The sequence below is a fragment of the Streptacidiphilus melanogenes genome, assembly GCF_000787835.1.
Lineage (GTDB): Bacteria > Actinomycetota > Actinomycetes > Streptomycetales > Streptomycetaceae > Streptacidiphilus > Streptacidiphilus melanogenes.
In genome coordinates this window covers 293945-312675 of sequence record NZ_BBPP01000003.1, presented here as the reverse complement: position 1 = coordinate 312675, position 18731 = coordinate 293945, and the positions used below count along the sequence as shown (strand labels likewise).

General features: G+C 72.2%; 20 protein-coding genes. 13 read left to right on the top strand and 7 right to left on the bottom strand.

The window, feature by feature from the left end; all coding sequences use genetic code 11:
- Positions 1-42: 42 nt before the first annotated feature.
- Positions 43-771, bottom strand: coding sequence for a class I SAM-dependent methyltransferase (locus tag TR49_RS05285; RefSeq protein ID WP_042377590.1), 729 nt, complete (start codon positions 769-771; stop codon positions 43-45).
- Between the two features lie 175 nt (positions 772-946).
- On the opposite strand from TR49_RS05285, the gene TR49_RS05280 reads away from it, so the two are divergent.
- The gene (locus tag TR49_RS05280) at positions 947-1369 is read left to right on the top strand and encodes a VOC family protein (protein WP_042377588.1); all 423 of its coding nucleotides are present in this window, start codon (positions 947-949) and stop codon (positions 1367-1369) included.
- Positions 1370-1458: 89 nt separating this feature from the next.
- Here TR49_RS05280 and TR49_RS05275 read toward each other — a convergent pair whose 3' ends face one another.
- Together TR49_RS05275 and lexA are read right to left on the bottom strand one after the other, a co-directional pair.
- A complete protein-coding gene (locus TR49_RS05275; RefSeq protein ID WP_042377580.1) occupies positions 1459-2136 on the bottom strand; it encodes a lysophospholipid acyltransferase family protein in 678 nt (225 codons plus the stop codon).
- Positions 2137-2277: 141 nt separating this feature from the next.
- A complete protein-coding gene (gene lexA / locus TR49_RS05270; protein WP_042377881.1) occupies positions 2278-3009 on the bottom strand; it encodes a transcriptional repressor LexA in 732 nt (243 codons plus the stop codon).
- A 630-nt stretch (positions 3010-3639) separates the two neighbouring features.
- Here lexA and TR49_RS39645 point away from each other — a divergent pair.
- A complete protein-coding gene (locus tag TR49_RS39645) occupies positions 3640-4233 on the top strand; it encodes a DUF3515 family protein (RefSeq protein ID WP_084724577.1) in 594 nt (197 codons plus the stop codon).
- Here TR49_RS39645 and TR49_RS05260 read toward each other — a convergent pair.
- Entirely contained in the window at positions 4220-4861 is a 642-nt protein-coding gene (locus tag TR49_RS05260; RefSeq protein WP_042377579.1) for a DUF4230 domain-containing protein, read from the bottom strand. The two genes, TR49_RS39645 and TR49_RS05260, sit on opposite strands and share 14 nt — an antisense overlap.
- Before the next feature lie 234 nt (positions 4862-5095).
- Here TR49_RS05260 and TR49_RS05255 point away from each other — a divergent pair, with 234 nt between their 5' ends.
- From TR49_RS05255 to TR49_RS05225, 7 genes are all read left to right on the top strand, one after another.
- The gene (locus TR49_RS05255) at positions 5096-6001 is read left to right on the top strand and encodes a LysR family transcriptional regulator (protein WP_042377876.1); all 906 of its coding nucleotides are present in this window, start codon (positions 5096-5098) and stop codon (positions 5999-6001) included.
- 77 nt (positions 6002-6078) lie between these two features.
- Complete coding sequence (locus TR49_RS05250; protein WP_439654077.1) at positions 6079-6648, top strand: cysteine dioxygenase family protein; 570 nt, start codon at positions 6079-6081, stop codon at positions 6646-6648.
- A 34-nt stretch (positions 6649-6682) separates the two neighbouring features.
- A complete protein-coding gene (locus TR49_RS05245; protein ID WP_084724576.1) occupies positions 6683-8200 on the top strand; it encodes an FAD/NAD(P)-binding protein in 1518 nt (505 codons plus the stop codon).
- Between the two features lie 382 nt (positions 8201-8582).
- Positions 8583-9728: a GNAT family N-acetyltransferase gene (locus tag TR49_RS05240; protein ID WP_042377578.1), complete on the top strand. Its 1146-nt coding sequence runs from the start codon at positions 8583-8585 to the stop codon at positions 9726-9728.
- Positions 9725-10897 (top strand): LuxE/PaaK family acyltransferase, encoded by a 1173-nt coding sequence (locus TR49_RS05235; protein ID WP_042377577.1) that lies wholly within the window; start codon positions 9725-9727, stop codon positions 10895-10897. The genes TR49_RS05240 and TR49_RS05235 overlap by 4 nt, the downstream gene beginning before the upstream one ends.
- Positions 10894-13422: an acyl-CoA reductase gene (locus TR49_RS05230; protein WP_042377575.1), complete on the top strand. Its 2529-nt coding sequence runs from the start codon at positions 10894-10896 to the stop codon at positions 13420-13422. Before TR49_RS05235 ends, TR49_RS05230 begins: the two co-directional genes overlap by 4 nt.
- Positions 13423-13506: 84 nt before the next feature.
- The gene (locus TR49_RS05225; protein ID WP_042377574.1) at positions 13507-14787 is read left to right on the top strand and encodes a phenylacetate--CoA ligase family protein; all 1281 of its coding nucleotides are present in this window, start codon (positions 13507-13509) and stop codon (positions 14785-14787) included.
- 12 nt (positions 14788-14799) lie between these two features.
- Here the strand turns inward: TR49_RS05225 and TR49_RS05220 are convergent, their stop codons facing one another.
- On the bottom strand, positions 14800-16014 hold the full coding sequence (locus tag TR49_RS05220; protein WP_439654076.1) for a M23 family metallopeptidase: 1215 nt from the start codon (positions 16012-16014) through the stop codon (positions 14800-14802).
- A 394-nt stretch (positions 16015-16408) separates the two neighbouring features.
- On the opposite strand from TR49_RS05220, the gene TR49_RS05215 reads away from it, so the two are divergent.
- From TR49_RS05215 to TR49_RS42455, 3 genes are read left to right on the top strand one after another with little or no spacing between them, the layout of a single operon-like run.
- Positions 16409-16975, top strand: coding sequence for a hypothetical protein (locus tag TR49_RS05215; RefSeq protein WP_236653226.1), 567 nt, complete (start codon positions 16409-16411; stop codon positions 16973-16975).
- A 48-nt stretch (positions 16976-17023) separates the two neighbouring features.
- On the top strand, positions 17024-17260 hold the full coding sequence (locus tag TR49_RS05210; RefSeq protein WP_042377571.1) for a hypothetical protein: 237 nt from the start codon (positions 17024-17026) through the stop codon (positions 17258-17260).
- Positions 17261-17300: 40 nt separating this feature from the next.
- The gene (locus TR49_RS42455) at positions 17301-17555 is read left to right on the top strand and encodes a hypothetical protein (protein ID WP_042377570.1); all 255 of its coding nucleotides are present in this window, start codon (positions 17301-17303) and stop codon (positions 17553-17555) included.
- A 37-nt stretch (positions 17556-17592) separates the two neighbouring features.
- Here the strand turns inward: TR49_RS42455 and TR49_RS05200 are convergent, their stop codons facing one another.
- Entirely contained in the window at positions 17593-18069 is a 477-nt protein-coding gene (locus TR49_RS05200) for a hypothetical protein (protein ID WP_042377566.1), read from the bottom strand.
- Positions 18070-18106: 37 nt separating this feature from the next.
- Between TR49_RS05200 and TR49_RS05195 the strand changes: the two genes are divergently transcribed.
- Positions 18107-18421: a UBP-type zinc finger domain-containing protein gene (locus tag TR49_RS05195; RefSeq protein ID WP_084724574.1), complete on the top strand. Its 315-nt coding sequence runs from the start codon at positions 18107-18109 to the stop codon at positions 18419-18421.
- Between the two features lie 13 nt (positions 18422-18434).
- Here TR49_RS05195 and TR49_RS05190 read toward each other — a convergent pair whose 3' ends face one another.
- Entirely contained in the window at positions 18435-18695 is a 261-nt protein-coding gene (locus TR49_RS05190; RefSeq protein WP_042377561.1) for a hypothetical protein, read from the bottom strand.
- Positions 18696-18731 lie beyond the last annotated feature (36 nt).

Here is an 18731-nt window from a genome sequence, read left to right as displayed (position 1 = left end):
GGCACCACGTCGCTGCGCTTCGCCGGAACTTCTGGCCAGGAATCAGAGCCGCCGCATCCGGTAGACGCAGGTCGTGTGCGGCATCTCGACACTGTCGCGGCCGGCCAGGGCCGGGTCGGTGGCGGCCAACGCGCCGACCTCCCGGTCCAGGCGTGCTTGCTCGGCGGCATTGGCGGTCAGGTAGGAGGAGCGGGACCGCACCAGATCGATCAGCCGATCCGTCGGGACGGTCACGGTGTGCTCGATCAAGGCAGGTTCGGGTTCGGTGAACCATGGCGTCACCGGCCCGTACTGCCAGGCACTTTCCAGGCCGTATCCCTCTTTGCCGACGATGCCGGAAAGCGCGGCCACCCATGGGGTCCGGTCGTCACGGATGTTCCACATAGGGGCGAAGACGCCTTCCTTGCACAGCACGCGGTGAATCTGCGGCAGGGCGTCCTGCGGAGTGAACCAGTGGTATGCCTGCCCGACCACGACGGCGTCGACGGACTCATCCGGCAACGGGATGTCCTCGGCGCTGCCGGCGAGCAGCTGCGTGCCGGGGTGGCGTTCGGCGGCCACGGCGCGCATCTGCTCGTCGGGCTCGACCGCGATCACGTCGTGGCCGACGGCGCGCAGTACACCGGCTAGCAGCCCGGTGCCCGCCCCCAGGTCCAGGACGCGTAGCGGCGTGGTGCCGATGGCCCAAGCGACCGCCCGCATCGGGTAGGTGGGCCGGATCGAGTCGTAGAGCCGAGCAGCGGAACCGAAGGACAGCGCAGGGGTGGACATACCTGTGAGCGTACGCAGAAACCTCTCACCCCGACTCCGTCGAAGCTCCGCTTCGCGGACAGCGATCGGGAGCCGACCGACACGGCGTCCGGACGTCGCTGCGAAGTCAGCTGGTGTGAGCCGCACCCCGTAGGGTCGGCCGTAGGAGCAGCGCTGAGCGGAGGGACTCCCCGAAATGATCGATCATGTCTACATCTCGGTCACGGACATCGAGAAATCGCTGGCCTTCTACCGTGAGGCGCTGACGCCCCTTGGCTGGGACTCATGTGGACGCTACGACTCCACGTCCGGTCCTGACGGCGTTCCTGACCTCTTCGGCCTGGGCGACGACACCTACCTTTCCGGCAGCGGAGTCGGATCGAGCATCTGGCTGCGACAGCGCAAGCCCGGGGAGACGGGGCTGTATCTCGGGATCGTGTGCGACACCAACGAGGCCGTCGATGCCGCCCACGCTGCCGCGATCAACGCCGGCGGCATCGACGAAGGCCGTCCGGCGGACCGGACGTATTTCGCCCCCGGCTACTACGCTGCCAACGTCGCCGACTTCGACGGCAACCGCCTCGAGTTCGTACACAAGGCCTGGAACTCCACGCACTGACCGCCGTCCCGTTGTCGATCCCTGACGGCAGCGTTGCCGTGGACCGGTCGAGCCGGTCCTGGCCTGCGCCCGGGTGGCAACAAGGCAGCTTATGCCGCGGGCCGGTACGTCTCGTCGGTCCGCCGGCCGGTGCCGAGTCCGTGCACCGCCAGCTGCCATGCTTCGGTCACCGCGGTGTGGGCCTGGGCCGTCGCCTCCGCCACCGAGCCGTCGAGACGGACCGGGGCGCCGAGGGCGACGTGGATCCGGGGGCGGCGCAACGGCGCGGTGGTCACGCCGGCCAGTTGCTTGAGGACGCTCCCCGATGTGATCCGCCGGGCGCCGGCCTGGCCCAGGGGCACCACGGGCGCGCCGGTGGCCAGTGCGAGGCGGGCCAGGCCGCTGCGGAACTCCTGCGGTGCGCCATCGCGCGAATCGGAGCGGCGGGGCAGGCGGCCTTCCGGGTAGATCACCACGACCCTCCCCTGTCGCAGTTCGCGCTCCGCCGCCTCCAGGGCGGCTGCGGCGCGCTCCGTGCCGCGGTGCACGGGAATGTGACCCTCCGCCCGGAGCATGCGTCCCAGGAGCGGAACACGCCAGAGCCCGGCCGCCGCCAGCACCACCGGTCGCGGCTCCCCCAGCCGCCGCAGCGCCGCCAGCACCACCCCCGGGTCGATCAGCGAACTGTGATTGGCCGCCACGATGCACGGGCCCTCGGGCAGTGATCCGGGACCGACACGAAACCGCCCCAGCACGGGCACCACACGGCGGGCGAAGTCACTGAGCATGCGGCGATCATCGCCTGCGGCAGCGAGGCCGCGCCTGAGCTCGCGTACTCAGCGAGGTACTCAACAACGCACGGTCAGGCCCGAGCGAGGACAGCATCGAGATCTACTGGCGGCCAGTGATCCGGCCCTGCCCGCGACTCTCTACACCTTGCGCAGCACTGCGACGACCTTGCCGAGGATCCGGGCGTCCGCGGCGCTGATCGGGGTGTAGGCGTCGTTGGCGGGCACGAGCCAGCTTCCGGTGCGGCCGCCGTGGTGCAGGCGCTTGACGGTGGCTTCGTCGTCGATGAGGGCGGCGACGATGTCGCCGTGGTCGGCGGCCTGGGCAGCCCGGACGACGACGGTGTCGCCGTCGAGGATCCGCGCGCCGGTCATGGAGTCACCGACGACGCGGAGCGCGAAGAACTCCCCTCCGGCGGGCAGCATGGCGGGCGGCAGCGGCAGCAGCTCCTCGACGTGCTGATCGGCGGTGATCGGCACACCGGCGGCGATCTGCCCGACCAGCGGCACCAGCACCGGCGCGACGTCCGCGCCCTCCGGTGCCTCGTGCGCGTGCCCGCCGAGCAGCGGCTCCTCGTCACGGGCCAGGCCGGTCAGTGCGTAGCAGCGCGGCCGGTGCGGGTCCTTGCGCAGGTAGCCGAGGTGTTCGAGGGAGCGGACCTGGTGGGAGACCGAGGAGGTGGAGGCGAGTCCCACGACCTTGCCGATCTCGCGCAGCGAGGGCGGGTAGCCGTGCTCGGCCGCCCAGGTGTCGATGGCCTCGAGGACCGCCTCCTGGCGCGCGGTCAGTCCACGGGCACTACGAGCCGTTCCGGCGGGCCGGCCACGCGAGGGCTGTGCCTCCATCAGCGGGTCCTCCCTGGTCTGGTTCATCGTGGCCGTGAGGCTACCCTGCTGCTCCGCCGCTGGCGAGGCGTGTCCGGTGGCTTCGCCGTCTGGCTGTCGGTTCGCACTGATGATCGCCAGCAGGTGTGTCATGGGGGCACTGCACGCAGGACACGCGAGCCGGTCCGGCTCCTGCGTCCAGGTCGGGTAGCCGCCGACCTTGATGCCGTCCGACACGGACAGGTGGTACCAGTACGGCCACCCGGTCCGCTCCGCCACCGGGTCACACCTCGCTCGGAGCCCACAGGTCAGGTCGTCGGGCAGGTCCCAGCTCGGGTAGTCGGTGACGCGTTCCGGGTGCAGGACGCACGGGTTGCGGACGTAGTCGTCGTCGGCTCCGGTCGGACGCGGTTCCGCCTGTCTCGTCTGCCCGCGTCAGGGCTGCGGCCGGGAAGCTCACACTCAACCTGATCTCCCACAACCCCGGCACGGTCGCCGGTAACGTGGTCATGACCTTGAGTCTCACCTCCGCCTTCGTCGCGGGCGTGGTCAGCGCCACCGCCGCGCGCCGGGCCCGCAGGGCCCTCCGCAGCGACCCCCGAGCCGTCTGACGCACCGGGGCGCGTTCGGAGGAACCGGTCGGCGGAGCGAGTTGACCGGGTGCGAGAATCCGCGATCATGAACAGTCGTCGCCTTCGGACTCGCCGGATCCCCCGGGTCCGCCGCGTCCTGCTGCCGCTGGCCGCCGCCTGCTTGCTGGGCGCCTGCAGTGGATCCTCGGGGGCCCTGGTGGTCCGGCCGGGCACGGTTCCCGTGGGGCTCCACCGCAGCTGCGCCGCGCTGCAACGGCTGCTCCCGCAGACCTTGCTCGGACTGCACCGCCGCGCCACCTCACCCGCGAGCGACCTGGTCACGGCGTGGGGCGACCCGGCCGTCACCCTGTGGTGCGCAACCGCGCTGCCGCCGCAGCTGGATCCCACGTCCCCGTCCTACGATCCGGCCGGAAAGAGGAGCACCGCGTTCGACGCGGGCGGCGTGTGCTGGCTGGTCGACGAGGTCGAACGGCTCGCGGACGCCCACCCGCACCCCTACACCTTCGCCACCGTCCAACAGCGCATCACGCTCCAACTGCACGTGCCCCAGCTGTACGACGGAGCCGAGTCGCCGCTCCCCCGCCTCGCCTCCCTCGTGACCCGGACCGACCCTGCCGACCCCACCCGGCGCTTCGCCTGCTCGTCCGCGGACGACGACCAGCCCTTCACTGGTACGTGACGGTGACCTTGGTGAAGCCGAGGGATTTCAGCAGTCCCTGGAGCATCAGGGTGGTGTTCTGCTGGGCTCGCGTCGTCAGGCCGCTTGCCGCTGCGGCGGACTGGATGTGGTTGACCGCCAGGACGTTGAGGGCCTGTTGGTCGCCCGGGTTGCCGGAGAAGAACTGGCCGATGCGGTCGAACAGGCCGCGCTGCTGGGCGAAGACGTAGGAGCGCTTGGCGTCCAGCGCGGCGCCGGCCAGTTGGGCGTGCGGCAGGACGATGGTGGCGGAGAGGCGGTCGGAGGTCACGCTCACCTTGGCCCGCGACATGTCGACGTAGGAGTCGACGCTTCCGGCGGCGACGTAGAGGGTCCGGCTGCCGAGGAGCGCGGAGGGCAGGAAGGTGGCCTCCTTGTCGAGGTCGACCACGATCTGGAAGTTGCCCGCTGCGCCGTCGAAGCGGCTCATGTTCTGGACGGACTGGAGGACCGCCGGGCCGCTGCGGTCCACCGCCTGTTCGCCGAAGGGGTTGGGCAGGCCCGGCAGCCAGTGGAAGCGGCCTGCGGCCAGGAAAAGGGCGACGATCACGGCGAAGGTGATCGGGATGCTGAGGTACCACGGCACCCGGCGCCGGTTGTTCACGTCCACGCCACCCTCCCCTGGGCAAGTACCTGAAACGGGGCGGCGTCGACCGCACCCGCAGCGCTTCTACCCGGTGGCGGCGGATTCAGTGATGACGGTGGGTGCCGGGCGCGCGCCGGGACTCCTGCGTACGCCGGCCTGGCGTCGGACCGTCGCCGATCCGGGCGCAGGGTCCGCGTGTTCGCGCAGAGAGCGCCCGTCGCGGGTTTCCAGCCCCCAACTTCCGCTTATGATCCGATGGTGCTTGACTCACGCCATCTCGCCACATTTCACGAAGTGGTGAACGCCGGCACATTCTCCGCCGCCGCACGGTCCCTGGGCTGCACCCAGCCCGCGATCACCCAGCAGATGCAGGCGTTGGAGCGCAGTGTCGGCATGCCGCTGTTCGTCCGGGCGGGACGCAGGCTGAGACTGACGGAGGCGGGCCAGGCGCTGGCCCGGCACACCGGGCTGATCCTCGATCAGCTGTCGGCGGCGGAGCAGCAACTGGGGGCGCTTGCCAGGCTGCAGCTGGGACGGGTGCGGATCTGCGCGTTCCCGAGCGCCAACGCCACCCTGGTGCCGGCTGTGATCGCCCGCCTGCTGGCGGAACACCCCGGGATCCGGATCGAGTTGCAGGAGGACGAGCCTCCCGGTTCGCTGCGCCGGGTCCCGCAGGGGGACTGCGACATCGCGCTGGCCTTCAGCTATCCCGGGTTCCAGGTCGGCGACGCCGCCGACCTGGTCGAGTACCCGCTCATGGAGGACCCCGTGACGGCGCTGCTCCCGGCGGGCCATCCGGCCGCCCGGCACAGCGCGGTCCGGTTGGGCGACCTGGCCTCCGAACGCTGGATCGCGGGCTGTCCGCGATGTCAGGCGAACCTGCTGTACGCCTGCGCGGAGCAGGGGTTCGCTCCGGACGTCGTCTTCGCGACGGACGACAACCTGGCCGTGCAGAACCTGGTCTCCGTGGGTGCGGGCGTGGCCCTGATGCCCGGTCTCGTGCTGGGCTTCCTGCGCCACGACAAGGTCGCCGCGCGCCCGGTGGAGCCGCTCACGCGCCGCAGGATCGCGGCCTACGCGCTGCGCGAGCACACCCATATCCCGTCGATCGCGCTGGTCCTGGACGTGCTCCGCGACGTCGCCCGTTCCCACGCGAGCGCCTGACGCCGCATAAGCAGCGCTTGGCAGGGCACAAGCAACGCTTGTTGGACGTGTCCCGTCACGGCGCGCACAGTGGGCCCGTGCCTTCTTCCGCCGCATACGAAGCGACCGGCGTCACGACGACGCCGTGGATCGTCGACCTCGCCTCCGGGATCCGGGAGGTCCTCCGACGCGACCTGACGCCCCTCATGACGGCGCGCCAGGTGGCCGAGGTGCTCAGACCTTCGCTCGGCCGGCCCGACCTGCTGACCGCCGCGCAGCAGGAGGGGGATCCGCAGACCTACCGGCAGCACCTGCTGCACGGGGAGCCCGACGGCAGCTTCTCGGTCGTTGCGCTGGTCTGGCTGCCCGGCCAGCGAACCCCGATCCACGACCACGTCTGCTGGTGCGTCGCGGGAGTCCACCAGGGCCAGGAGACCGAGCACCGCTACCGGCTCACCGGTGACGGCGGAGCGACGGAACTGGTCCGCGACCGCAGCCTGGTCAACCCCACCGGCGCGCTCTCGGCGATCGCACCGCCCGGCGACATCCACCAGGTGTGCAACACCGGCTCCTCCAAGGCGATCTCGCTGCACATCTACGGCGCGGACATATCCCGGCTGGGCACCAGCGTCCGCAGGACCTACCCCGCGCCGCACGACGAGACGTGACGGCGGACCACCCCGCACCAGGAAGACGAACGGCATGGCCGAGACCCTCACAACCGAGGCGCGACGCGTCTCGGCACCGCACTCCACGCGCTCCCCGCACTCCACGGATCCCACCCGCTCCGCCCGTTCGGGCCGCTCCGCGACCGTGCGCGACATCGCCGTCGTCGGCGCGGGGGCGGCAGGCACGCTGACGGCGATGCGCCTGCTGCGCAACGCCGCCGAGCACCGGGCGCCCGCGTGCCGCGTCTGGCTGATCGACCCGGCCCCGACCGGGCTCGGCCTGGCCTTCTCCACCAACGAACCGCACCACTTGCTGAACGTCCCGGCCACCAACATGAGCGCCCATGTCGACGAGCCCGGTCACTTCGTGCAGTGGCTCTCCCGGCACGGACACGGCGACGGCTTCGTCCCCCGCGGCCGCTACGGCCGCTACCTCGCCGACAGCCTGGACGAGGCGGCAGCACTGCCCGGCGCACCCCAGCTGCTGCGCCTGCACGAGCGTGTCGTCTCCGTCGGTCATGTCGACGGTGACCGCGACGACGACCGCGCGGCCCCGGTGGAACTGACCTTCGGCACCGGGCAGGTTCTCAGCGTCCACGCCGTCGTGCTCGCGCTGGGCAACTTCCCGCCCGACGACAGCTGGGCGCCGCCCGCGCTCCGCGACGCGGTCGGGTTCTTCCCGGATCCGTGGGTCGCGGGGCTGAGCGCCGCTGTCGGCGACACCGGCGACGTGCTGCTGGTCGGCACCGGCCTGACGATGGTCGACATCGCCCACACCCTCCAACGGCCGGGCCGGGTCGTCCACGCGGTTTCCCGGCACGGGCTCCTCCCCCAGCGCCACAGCGACCCGCTCGTGCCACCGGCGGACCGCCCCGACCTGGAGGGCCCGACCGGCCTCGCCGAACTGCGCCGGGCGGTGCTGAGTCACCTGTCGCGGTGCCGCCGGACGCACGGCGACTGGCGTCCGGGCATGGACAGCCTGCGGGCGGACACCACCGCGCTGTGGCAGCGGCTCTCCCCCGACGACCAGGCCCGGTTCATGCGCGAGGACCTCCGGCACTGGGAGACCCACCGCCACCGGATCCCGCCGAGCAGCGCGGAAGCACTCCAGGCCGCCGTCGACGCCGGCCGGGTCAGCCTCGGCCGGGGCACCGTCACGCAGGCCACGGCCACCTCCGACGGCATCCGCGTCGTCCTCGACGACGCCCGCACGCTGTCCGTGACGGCGGTGGTGAACTGCACCGGCTCGCGCACCGACCTCACCCGCGTCGACGACCCCCTCGTCACCTCCCTGCTCCGCTCCGGCTTCGCCCAGGCCGCCCCGCTCGGCGGCTTCCGCACCGGCTCCTCCGGCGCGCTCCTCCCGGCCCCCGGTCGGACGCGGGCCCCGCTGTGGACCCTGGGCAGTCTGCGCCGCGGCGACCTCCTCGAATCCACCGCGATCCCCGAGATCCGCCGTCAGGCCGACAGCATCGCCCGCACCCTGCTCAGCCCGAGCGGCGTCGCGGCTGCCCGCGGGCACGCTGAGCAAGGGGGCACCCACAGATCCTGAGGACTGCTGCCGCCGTCCACATCGTGTGCGGTGTACATCGCTGATTCGACTGCCCGTCGCCTGCCACTCCCCGACCGTTCGCCGTCTATGTGATCCTCGTCCCATTCATGTCGTCCGTACAGGAAAAGACACTTGACGTGTCGTTACCGCCCCTTGTGACGGGTTACAGTGGATCTTGTCGGTCCGCTCGCAGCGCGGATCCGACCCCTCCTTTCGGTCCGCCGCCCCGCTGGCCAAGACGCCATTCGGGGTGCGGCACGGCCTGCTTCGTGCAGGATCCACCACCTACGGACACCTCATCCAGGGACCGTTCCGATGGGGAGGGTGTGAAATCCGGTCCCGGGCGAACCCCGGTGACCCGGGGGGACTTTGGGGAGGTACATTGGCTGCGCAATTCCGTGCTGCCTGCACGGACGACATCGACGAACTGCTGACGCTCTATCGGGCGGTCTACGGCAGTTCGTACACCCTGCCTCTCGGCACCGACCGGGAGGTGATGGCGCGGGAGATCGACTCCCCCACGACCACCTGGCTGGTGGCCCGGACCGGCCCGCAGCAGCAGCTGGTCGCCTCGATTCTCGGCACCGTCTCGCCGCAGGAGCGGCTCGGCAAGCTCCAGGGGCTGGCCGTCCACCCCGACGCCCGCGGCGGCGGGATCGCCCGGGAAGCGGTGCGCGAGCTCAGCGACCGGCTGCTCGACGAGGAGACGGTGGACTCCGTCTACGCCACGGCGCGCACCAACTCGACGGCACCGCAGCGGATCTGCCTGCAGAGCGGGTTCCGGGCGCTCGGCGTCTTCCCGAACCTGCGCAAGTCCGACCGCCACGAGACGATGGTGCTGTTGGCCCGTCACCGCCCCGGCGTGCTCGAGCAGCGCCTGCCGGTGCCCCGGGTGCCGGCCGGGCTGGGCGGCCTGGTCGAGGCGGTGCACGAGACCGTCGGCCTGCCCGACGCGCCACGGCCCCTGGTGGACGAGCGGACCTCGCCCGACCCCGTCGGGCCCGCCGCCGCATCGGGCTTCGAGCTCGTGGACGCGCCCGCGTTCGTCAAGCGCCGGTTCGCCGAGGCGGTGCCCGACCCCGAGGCGCGGTTCTACCCGTTCCACACACCCAACGTGCTGCTGACGGCCGAGGACGGCGGTTTCGAGGTCTACGCCCAGCTCAACCGGGGTGACGGCTACTGCGCCCTGGTCGCCACGGCTCCCGGGCTGTCGGAGCGCGGCCGCGACCTCGACGCGGTGATCAGCACCCTGTCCGACCACGGCGCGCTGCACATCGAGATGCTGCTGCCGCTGGACGCCTACGCCGACCTGACCCTGCTCCTCGGCAACGGGTTCCTGCCGGCCGCCGCCTACCCGGCGATGCGCCGGGAGGGCGAGGGCTACCGCGACTACGTGGTGATGGCGCGCACCATGAAGCCCCTCGACTTCCGCGGCCTCGCCATCGACGCCGCCTTCCGCCCCTTCACCGAGCAGTACATCGAGCTGTGGAAGCAGCAGTACCTCAACACCCACGGGATTTTCCAGTGAGCCAGTATCTTGAACCGGTCGAGGTCCCGGACCCGGCCGCGCTCGCGCACGTCCAGCAGCTGTGCGACATCGCCGAGCCGTACGCGGTCGGCCCCGAGCTGGACGAGCTGTTCGTCCGGGCCATGAACGAGTCGAACGCCTGGCATGCGGCCAGGTCGCCGTTCTTCGCCCGCCTTCTCGAAGCCGGGCCCACCGGCGGAGCGCCGCTCGGCGGCATCGACGAGCTGCACCGGCTGCCGTACGTGCACGCCAACTTCTTCAAGGCGCACGAGGTCGTCTCCGTCCCGGAGCAGGACGTCGCCCTGCACGTCACCTCGTCCGGGACCACCGGGCAGAAGTCGCAGATGTTCTTCGACCAGTGGACACTGCGCAACGGGCAGCGGATGGTCGCGCGGGTCTTCGACTCCTACGGCTGGCTGGGCGAGGACGAGCCGGTCAACTACCTGCTCTCCAACTACCAGCCCCGGCCCGGCCTGAACCTCGGCACCTCGTTCACGGACGAGTACCTGTGCCACTTCGCCCCGGTGCGCTCCGTGGAGTACGCGCTCAAGCACACCGGGTCGAGCCACGAGTTCGACCCGTTCGGCTGCGCGCGGGCGCTGCTGCGCTTCGCCGAGGAGGGCGCCCCGGTGCGCATCCTGGGCTTCCCCGCGTTCTTGTCGTTCACCCTGGACCGGATGCGCGACCTGGGCCTGCCCCCGGTGCAGTTGGACCCCCGCTCGCTGGTCGTCTTCGGCGGCGGCTGGAAGGGGCACGCCGACAAGCAGGTCGCCAAGCCGGAGCTCTACCGGCGCATCCACGACCAGCTGGGCATCCCCGACGAGCGGATCCGTGACGGCTACGGCGCGGTCGAGCACTCGGTGCTGTACATGGAGTGCGCCAACCACCGTCTGCACGTGCCGACCTGGTCGCGGATGCTGGTCCGCGACGTGGGCACGCTGGAGCCGCTGCCCTACGGGGAGCGCGGCTACGCCCAGTTCGTCTCCCCCTACATCACCTCGGTGCCGGCTCAGTCGGTGCTCATGGGCGACCTGGTCTCGCAGCACTCCCCCGAGGAGTGCGGCTGTGGGCTGCCCACCCCCTGGTTCGCCGTCCACGGCCGGGCCGGGGTCAGCCGCAACCGCAGCTGTGCCGTCGCCGCCGCCGAACTGCTCAAGGGAACGTCATGACGATCGATCAGCACTACTGGCAGGGCGCCTGGGTGGACGACGCCGAGGCCGACAAGCGACTGGACCGGCTCGGCGAGGACGTGCGCACCGCCCTCGGGCAGCAGCTCAGCCCGCTGGTCGTGCTGGCGGCCTGTGACCGCCTCTCCACCGCCCTGGCCGACTCCGCCAGCCCCCAGTCGCAGTGTCTGGCGGCCGAGTTGGAGGCGTCGGGCGTGCCCGCGCACGAGGCCGCGCGCACTCTGCACGACGTGGCCGAGGCGCTGGGCCGGGAGCCGCTGGAGACCAAGCTCATGCGTGAACTGGGCGGGATCGACCCGGGCCGGCTGGCCCGTTTCGACTTCCGCCGCGAGATCTTCGAGGGCTGGCTTCCCGTGGGCCTGCTGGTCCACGTCGCTCCGGGCAACGCCCCGGCCGCGGGCGCGCTCAGCGTGGTCGAGGGCCTGCTGGCGGGCAACGTCAACGCGGCCAAGACCAGCGGTGGTTCGCGGTTCACCCAGCTGCTGCTGGCCGAGCTCGCGGAGCTGGATCCGAGCGGTCTGATCGCCGCGCGCACCATCGTGCTGGGCTTCCCCTCCAGCCGCACCGACTGGCTGCGCCGCATGTGCGAGCAGGCCGACGCGGTCGCCGCCTGGGGCGGCGAGGAGGCCATCGCCGGGGTGGCGGCCATGGTGCCGCCGGGCTGCCGACTGGTCGACTGGGGTCCCAAGCTGTCCTTCGGCTATCTGACAAAGGACGCCTGGTCCTCGCCGGAGACGCTGCGCGGCATCGCCGAGGACATCTGCCGCCTGGACCAGCAGGCCTGCTCCAGCCCCCAGGTCGTCTACCTCGACACCGAGGACGACGAGCAGGTCTTCGCGTTCGCCGAGCGGTTCGCCGCCGTCCTCGGCGAGGTCGTGGCCACGCTCGACCCGGCCCGCCCGGAGCTGCTGGAGCGCGCCGAGATCAGCAACACCGTGCTGGTCGCCCGGCTGGAGGAGCATCTGGGGCTGACCCGGGTGCACGAGGGCGCCGACGGCACCTGGCGGGTGCTGGCCGACACCCGCAGCGCGCTGCGCGCCTCCCCGCTGCACCGCACGGTGTGGGTGAAACCGCTGCCGCGCACGCGGATCGTGGACGTGCTGCGGCCGATGCGCCGCTACCTGCAGACGGTCGGCCTCGGCGCCTCGCGCACCGACACCGCGCAACTGGCCCAGGCGGTGCTCGCCGCGGGCGCGCAGCGCGTCACCGTGCCGGGCCGGATGCTGGACAGCTACGACGGCGAGCCGCACGACGGCGTCTACGCGCTCCAGCGCTACAGCCGCCGCGTCGACGTCCAGCTGGACGACAGGTTCACCGGCGACGCGTGCCTGGACGACCTGGTCGCGGCCCGCGAACTCGCGCCGCCGAAGGTCGAGGTGGTCTCCAAGAGCGACTTCGAGCTGCTCCAGGACGACCTCAGCCGCGCGGAGGTGTTCTTCCGCAGCGGCGGCAGCTCCGGCGCGCCGAAGCTGTCCGCGTTCACCTGGGACGACTACCACGAGCACATGCGCTCCGGCGCCGAGGGGCTGCTCGCGGCGGGCTTCGACGTCCGCACCGACCGCGCGATGAACCTCTTCTTCGGCGGTCTGCTCTACGGCGGCTTCTCCAGCTTCTTCTCGGTGCTGGAGACCCTGCAGGCCGTGCAGTACCCGATGGCCGCGCAGGAGGACCATGCGCTGGTCGCCCGCTCGATCGTCGAGCACGGGGTGAACACCCTGTTCGGCATGCCCAACTACCTGCTGCGCGTCTTCGCGGCCGGTGAAGCCGAGCTGCGCGCCTACCGCGGCGTGCGGAAGGTGTTCTACGGCGGCGAGCACTTCCCGCAGGCGCAGCGGGACTGGCTGCGCACCGAGTTCGGCGTCGAGGTGATCCGCTCGGCCGCCTACGGCAGCGTCGACGCCGGGCCACTGGGCTACCAGTGCCCGGACGCGCCGGACCGGGTGCACCACCTGTTCAGCGGCCTGCAGACGCTGGAGATCCTCGCCCTGGACGAGGACCGTCCCGCCGCCGTCGGCGAGACCGGCCGCCTGGTCTTCACCGCGCACACCCGGCGCGGGCAGCGCCTGGACCGCTACGAGATCGGCGACCTGGGCCGCTGGACGCCCGGCGACTGCCCGTGCGGCCGTCGCACGCCCCGCTTCGAGCTGCTGGGCCGGTTCGGGGACATCTTCCGCAGCGGCAGCCACTTCCTCAACGTCCGCCGGTTCGTGGCCGTGGCCGAGGAGTCCCTGGGCCACCGGGGCGCCCTGCAGATCGTGCTGGACGAGGACGCCACCAGCGAGTCGCTGACCGTGCGGCTGGAGGCCGAGGCCGGGGCCGGGGAGCACCTGTCTGCGGACGCCGAACGTCAGGCCTTCCTGGACGGCTACCCCGAGCTCGCCGCCGCGGTGGTGCGGGACCAGCTGGTGGACCTGTTCGTGGAGCGCCTCGCCTCGGACGCCTTCGAGCGCACCGCCGCGAGCGGCAAGCTCCCGGCCGTGGTCGAGCGCCGGATCCGCAACCGCTGACCGCCGCCCGGGTCGGACCGGCCCTGTGCCGTCCGACCCGGGCGCCGACCCATCCCAGAGACGACACGGACGAGACCCGGACCGATGAACCCTCAGCAGAACCATGACCGGACGACGGCGGACCTGATCGCCTTCGTGCGGCAGCACTCGCCCTTCTACCGCGACCTCTACGCCGGTCTGCCCGCCGCGACCGCCGATCTGACGGCCCTTCCCCTGGTCGACCACACGGCCTTCTGGCAGGCCCACGGCACCACCGACAGCCAGGTCCTGACCGGGCCCCACGACGACGGGATCGTCTTCAAGACCGGCGGCACCACCGGCGCGCCGCGCGTCTCCCGCTACACCCGCGAGGAGTGGCGTGCGATGTGCCACCGCTTCGGCGAGGGCCTGCCCGCCGCCGGGCTGCTCCCGGGCGACCGCGTGGCCAACCTCTTCTACGCCGGTGAGCTGTACTCCAGCTTCGTCTTCACGCTCAACCTGCTCCAGGAAGCGCCGATCCCCACCGTCCAGCTGCCGATCGGCGGCGCCGCGCCGCTGGACACCACCATCTCCACCCTGCGCGACTTCTCCGCCACCGTGCTCGCCGCCCCGCCCACCTCGCTGTGCCGACTGGCCCGCGAGGTCGTCGCCGGGCCGGGCACGCTGCCGGACGTGCGGCTGGTCCTCTTCAGCGGCGAGGCCTTCTACGGCGACCAACTCGCCCTGCTGGCACGGGCCTTCCCCGCCGCCCAGGTCCGCTCCATCGGCTACGCCAGCGTCGACGCGGGCGTCCTGGCCGGACCGGTGTCGGGCGAGTCCGACGCGCGGATCCACCAGGTCTTCACCACGGACAAGATCGTCGAGCTGCTGGACCCGGTCACCGGCGAACCGATCGTGGAACCCGGCCGCCCCGGCCGCGTGGTCGCCACGGACCTCGCCCGTCGGCTGATGCCGGTCATCCGCTACCCGGTCGGCGACCTGGCGGAGTGGACGGACTTCCCCCGGCGCCGGTTCCGCCTGCTCGGCCGTTCGGAGGAGGGCGCCCGCGTCGGCCCGGTCACCATCTACCTGGAGGACCTGCGCGCCGTCGTCGCCGCGGCCGACCCGCACCACCGGGTCGCGGACCTCCAGATCGTGCTGCGCCACCGCGACGAACTCGACGAACTCGTCCTTCGTCTCGCCGACACCACCCCGGGCGAAGGGGACCGCCAGGCACTGGCGCACGACATCGCCCACCGCCTCACCACGACCCGCCCGATGTTCGACGACCACGTCCGCCGCGGCCTCATCCACCCCCTCGCGGTGGAGTGGGTCACCGCCGCGGACCTGACGGTCAACCCGCGCACCGGCAAGCTCGTCCGCCTCCTCGACGAGCGCATGGGCTGACCGCGGCGGAGCTCAGAACCGGATGACCTCGCGGTCCAGGGGCATCTCGTCGCGGTGGCGACCCTGGAAGGGCGACGGAGCGACCGGCAGCACACCGGTCGGTTGCAGGCCCAGGTTGTCGTCCCAGATCCGCGGCCTCACCTGACCGAGCAGGACGAAGCTGCGGAAGGTGAACGGCGGACTGTCGGTCGGGAAGAACTCACGCGTCGTCATCACCTGGAAGTGCAGGTGCGGAGTGGTCGAGTTGCCGCTGTTGCCGATCAGGCCGAGTGTCTGCCCCGGCGCCACCCGCTGCCCGTACCGGACCTTGACGGACCCACGTTCCAGGTGCGCGTACAGGAGGTAGAGGCCCGGGGCCACCTGCAGGGTCACGTGGTTGCCGACGGTGTCCTGGATCGGCGGGACGGTGGGCGGCACCGGCGGCGGATTGTCCGCGATCCCGTCCTGCACCTCGACGACCCGCCCTCCCGCCGCGGCCGCCACGGGCTGGCGGAAGCTCAGATAGCTGGTCAGCCTGCCAGGGTCGCCCTCCCAGGTCCGGTTCCCGCGCCCCACCCTGAACCAGTCGACGGCGAACCGCTGGGGAACGTCCAGGACCCCGTTGACCGGCGCGAGGCCGCGCCGGTGGTGGGTGTTGCCGCAGCAGCCCTCGCTCACGTACCAGGTGCCGGGGCGGACCGGCGCCAGCAGGTCGAGCGGCGCCCGCGCTGCGAGCGGGGTACGGGCCACGGTCTCCCGGAACGGCGACCCCCCGGACGGGAGCAGGAGCGCTCCGTCGAGCTCGTGCTCGACCTGTCCTGACAGGCGCGTCGACGCGGCGAGCGCCACGTCGATCCACACGACCAGTTGCGTGGAGCTGCGGACGACGGGCGGGTGGGGCATGGTCCGCGCCAGGTCCGTGCCCTCGCCGGGCGGCAGGTTCCCGACGGGGTTGGCGGACGAGGCGAGCGTGCCGCCGCTCAGCGACGCGAGCACGCGGTGGGTGCGGGCGTCGCGGATCGTGACCCGGTCGAGCCGGACCGGCGCCGGCACGGCGTCGGTGACGAACAGCTCGTAGGAGAGGTGGATCCTTCCGTCCACCGCCTTCACCGGTGCGGGCGTGGTGATCAGCGAGGCGGTGAGCGGGGTGAACGCGGTGCCCGGCGGCAGGGCGCGCGGCACGCCGCCGTGGGCGGGCGCCACCGCCGTCGCCGCCACCGTCAGGGCTGTCAGAGTCACGCTGAGCATGCGACTGATCAGGCGATGCATGACACCCCTTGTTCCTGGGCGGAAGCCTTGTTCCTGGGCGGAGGCCGCGGCCGGGACGCCGACCGGTCGGCGCCGAACGGGAGACGGCACCCTCATCGGAGGACGGCCGCCTCTCGTCCCGCCATCATGCGCGGCCTCCGGCGCGCCGTCGGTCCGACGACACTCGTCTTTGACGCAGCGTCAGCCAGGTGGCGGTACACGGCGAGGTGATTCCCGGCCTCACCCTGTACCCACGGCACCCCTTCGCGGGTCTCGACGCCGCGCGACGCCGAGGCGGAGGCGCAGGTGGCAGGAGGGCCCGGGTACGTGGGCGGATCCGTGCGGGTGGGGGGACGATCGGAGCAGGGCATGCCCGCGCGTACAGGGAGGCGTCATGGCGGACGGGGCCGGGGACGACCGGCGGCGATCGGGTGCGCCCGGGGCGCAGGAGCACTCTGCCGGTTCGAGCCTGCCGGCTCGCTGGCGGGGGACCTTGGACCGGCACACCTCCCCCGTCCAGCGGTCGCTGCTGGCGACGTGGCTGTCGTTCGGTGTGACGTTCGGGGCCGTCCGCCTGATCACGCACGGGATCCGCGGGGGCTGGCTGCCATGGGGGAACATCTCCGCCGGGGGCAGGCATCTGCACCACTACAACATCGGCATCGCCACGCTCGCGGGGGTCGGGCTGGTCGCCGTCCGCGGGGACGCGAAGTTCACCGGCCACCCGGGGGTCGGCGCGGCCTACGGCGTGGGCACGGCACTGATCGCCGACGAGTTCGCCCTGCTGCTGGACCTCCAGGACGTCTACTGGGCCAAGGAGGGACGCGTCAGCGTGGACCTCTCGCTGGGCATCCTGTCCGGTCTCGGCGCCTACCTGACCGCCGTCCCCTTCTGGCACGAGCTGGCCAAGGTGACGGCCGACCACGGGCGGCAGCGGCTCGCCGCAGGACCGGCCCGCTGAGCCGCCGCCGCGGATGCACGGGCGTGCCGGTGGCCGCAGGCTGGACGTATGAGCGAGCCACGGCCCGAGACGCGCGGCCATGCCGCGCACGTCGTCGTCCACCCCGTCACCGACGCGGACGAGCAGCCGTTCCGGCGCGTGGACATCGTCACCGCGCATGTCGGCGTCGCGCACCGCTTGGAGGACGTCCTGGACCTGATCCGCCGCGCCGGGCTCGAGGAGGGCGACCTCGACGACCCCCGGCTGGTGGAGTGGCAGGGCGGCGGCCCCGAGGTGTGGCACTGATCCGGGCGGACGGCAGCCGGGCGACAGACAGGAGGCCGGCATGAGCGGCTACGAACTGCGGGCCCGGCAGCGGCCCGCCGATCCGGCCGGACCGGAGGCCGTCAGCTGGCACGTCGTCCGGCAGGGCTCGGCTTCCGCACTGTGCGGCCGCGTCTTCCCCTTGACCACCGTCACTCGGCCGATCACCGACGCCCACGCGATCACGCCGCCGCGCCGGTGCGGGGAGTGCTGGACCCACATGGAGGCGCTGGAACAGGTCTGGGCGGAGGGCAGCCCGCGCGAGCCCGATCCCTGACCGGGCGGCGGCCGGGGAGCGCCCCCGCGAAGAGGATTCAGGCGCCCTGGCCGGACGCACCCTTCTCGCGCCCGTCGAGCCACGCGAGCAGCGCCAGGCTCACCACCGCGGCGGCTCCGCCGCACAGGAGCCGGATGACCTGCTCCCCGTTGTCGCCGGGCCCGACAAGAGAGAGGCCGCCCGCCTCCCGCGCCGTCGCGACGGCGGCGAGCTGGACGGCCGCCACCACGGCCACCCCCAGACGCGCCTCTCGTCGAGCGGTCACCGCGACGACGACCGCGGCCGCTCCCAGGACGACGGCGTCCGTGCCGAGGGCAGCTCCCGGGCCGCCCAGGCCGCCTTCGACCGACGACGCGGCCTGGAAGGCGGCGGACACCGAGGAGAACGCCAGGAAGAAGACGGCGGCGACGCGCCACAGCAGGAGCAGCGCGCCCTGGGGTCGGGGCCTTCGACGGGGCCGTGCGCGGGGCAGCGCAAGGCGTCGCGCTCCGGGTCTGCCGTTCAGCTGCTGCATCGCGTCCTCCGTACGGCGAGGGCGGCATGATGGAGTGATGGTGAGCGAAGGATCCGCGACATGGCGGGTGACACAGCCTCCTGGTGCGGCGCGTGAGCGAACGTGCCGTCACGTCGGGCTCGCCCGGCCGGTCGAGGTCGCCGGATGCTCCCGGTGCCTCACTTCGGGCGGCTCCTGGGTGAACCTGCTGGCGTGCCTGCAGTGCGGTGCGGTGGGTTGCTGTGACAGCTCGCCGGGCCGGCACGCGTACGAGCACTTCGCGGGCACGGGACACCCGTTGGCCCGCACCTTGAAGGCCGGTCGGACGTGGGGGTGGTGCTACGTCGACGAGGTGTTCCTGGAACAGGGCTGAGTTCCCGTGACATTCACCAGGCGATGATCCGTCCGATCATGAATCCGACGGTGCCCAGCACCAGGACCGCCAGGCCGAACAGTCCCACCCAGTTCCACCACACGTCGTGCTGGTGGACCGGGTCGTGGACGGAGATCCCCCCGCAGGTGGAGGACTCGCACTCGGGCGTCTCCTCCGGGCGGGCCAGTTCCTCCGGGCGGGCCAGTTCCTCCGGGCGGCCCGGAGGCCGGACCTGCCGCGGGGCCTGGGATGCGGGGACGACGTGACCGGTCATGGCTTCCTCCCGGGCGTGCTCCCGATGTGGTTCCTC

What these genes read in the sequence shown, in the direction of transcription:
- TR49_RS05190 (WP_042377561.1), bottom strand. Translation starts at nt 18,695, where the DNA reads ATGACCGGTCACGTCGTCCCCGCATCCCAGGCCCCGCGGCAGGTCCGG.
- lexA (WP_042377881.1), bottom strand. Translation starts at nt 3,009, where the DNA reads ATGAACCAGACCAGGGAGGACCCGCTGATGGAGGCACAGCCCTCGCGT.
- TR49_RS42455 (WP_042377570.1), top strand. Translation starts at nt 17,301, where the DNA reads ATGAGCGGCTACGAACTGCGGGCCCGGCAGCGGCCCGCCGATCCGGCC.
- TR49_RS05245 (WP_084724576.1), top strand. Translation starts at nt 6,683, where the DNA reads ATGGCCGAGACCCTCACAACCGAGGCGCGACGCGTCTCGGCACCGCAC.
- TR49_RS05195 (WP_084724574.1), top strand. Translation starts at nt 18,107, where the DNA reads ATGGTGAGCGAAGGATCCGCGACATGGCGGGTGACACAGCCTCCTGGT.
- TR49_RS05215 (WP_236653226.1), top strand. Translation starts at nt 16,409, where the DNA reads ATGGCGGACGGGGCCGGGGACGACCGGCGGCGATCGGGTGCGCCCGGG.
- TR49_RS05225 (WP_042377574.1), top strand. Translation starts at nt 13,507, where the DNA reads ATGAACCCTCAGCAGAACCATGACCGGACGACGGCGGACCTGATCGCC.
- TR49_RS05200 (WP_042377566.1), bottom strand. Translation starts at nt 18,069, where the DNA reads ATGCAGCAGCTGAACGGCAGACCCGGAGCGCGACGCCTTGCGCTGCCC.
- TR49_RS05230 (WP_042377575.1), top strand. Translation starts at nt 10,894, where the DNA reads ATGACGATCGATCAGCACTACTGGCAGGGCGCCTGGGTGGACGACGCC.
- TR49_RS05285 (WP_042377590.1), bottom strand. Translation starts at nt 771, where the DNA reads ATGTCCACCCCTGCGCTGTCCTTCGGTTCCGCTGCTCGGCTCTACGAC.
- TR49_RS05275 (WP_042377580.1), bottom strand. Translation starts at nt 2,136, where the DNA reads ATGCTCAGTGACTTCGCCCGCCGTGTGGTGCCCGTGCTGGGGCGGTTT.
- TR49_RS05220 (WP_439654076.1), bottom strand. Translation starts at nt 16,014, where the DNA reads ATGCTCAGCGTGACTCTGACAGCCCTGACGGTGGCGGCGACGGCGGTG.
- TR49_RS05280 (WP_042377588.1), top strand. Translation starts at nt 947, where the DNA reads ATGATCGATCATGTCTACATCTCGGTCACGGACATCGAGAAATCGCTG.
- TR49_RS39645 (WP_084724577.1), top strand. Translation starts at nt 3,640, where the DNA reads ATGAACAGTCGTCGCCTTCGGACTCGCCGGATCCCCCGGGTCCGCCGC.
- TR49_RS05210 (WP_042377571.1), top strand. Translation starts at nt 17,024, where the DNA reads ATGAGCGAGCCACGGCCCGAGACGCGCGGCCATGCCGCGCACGTCGTC.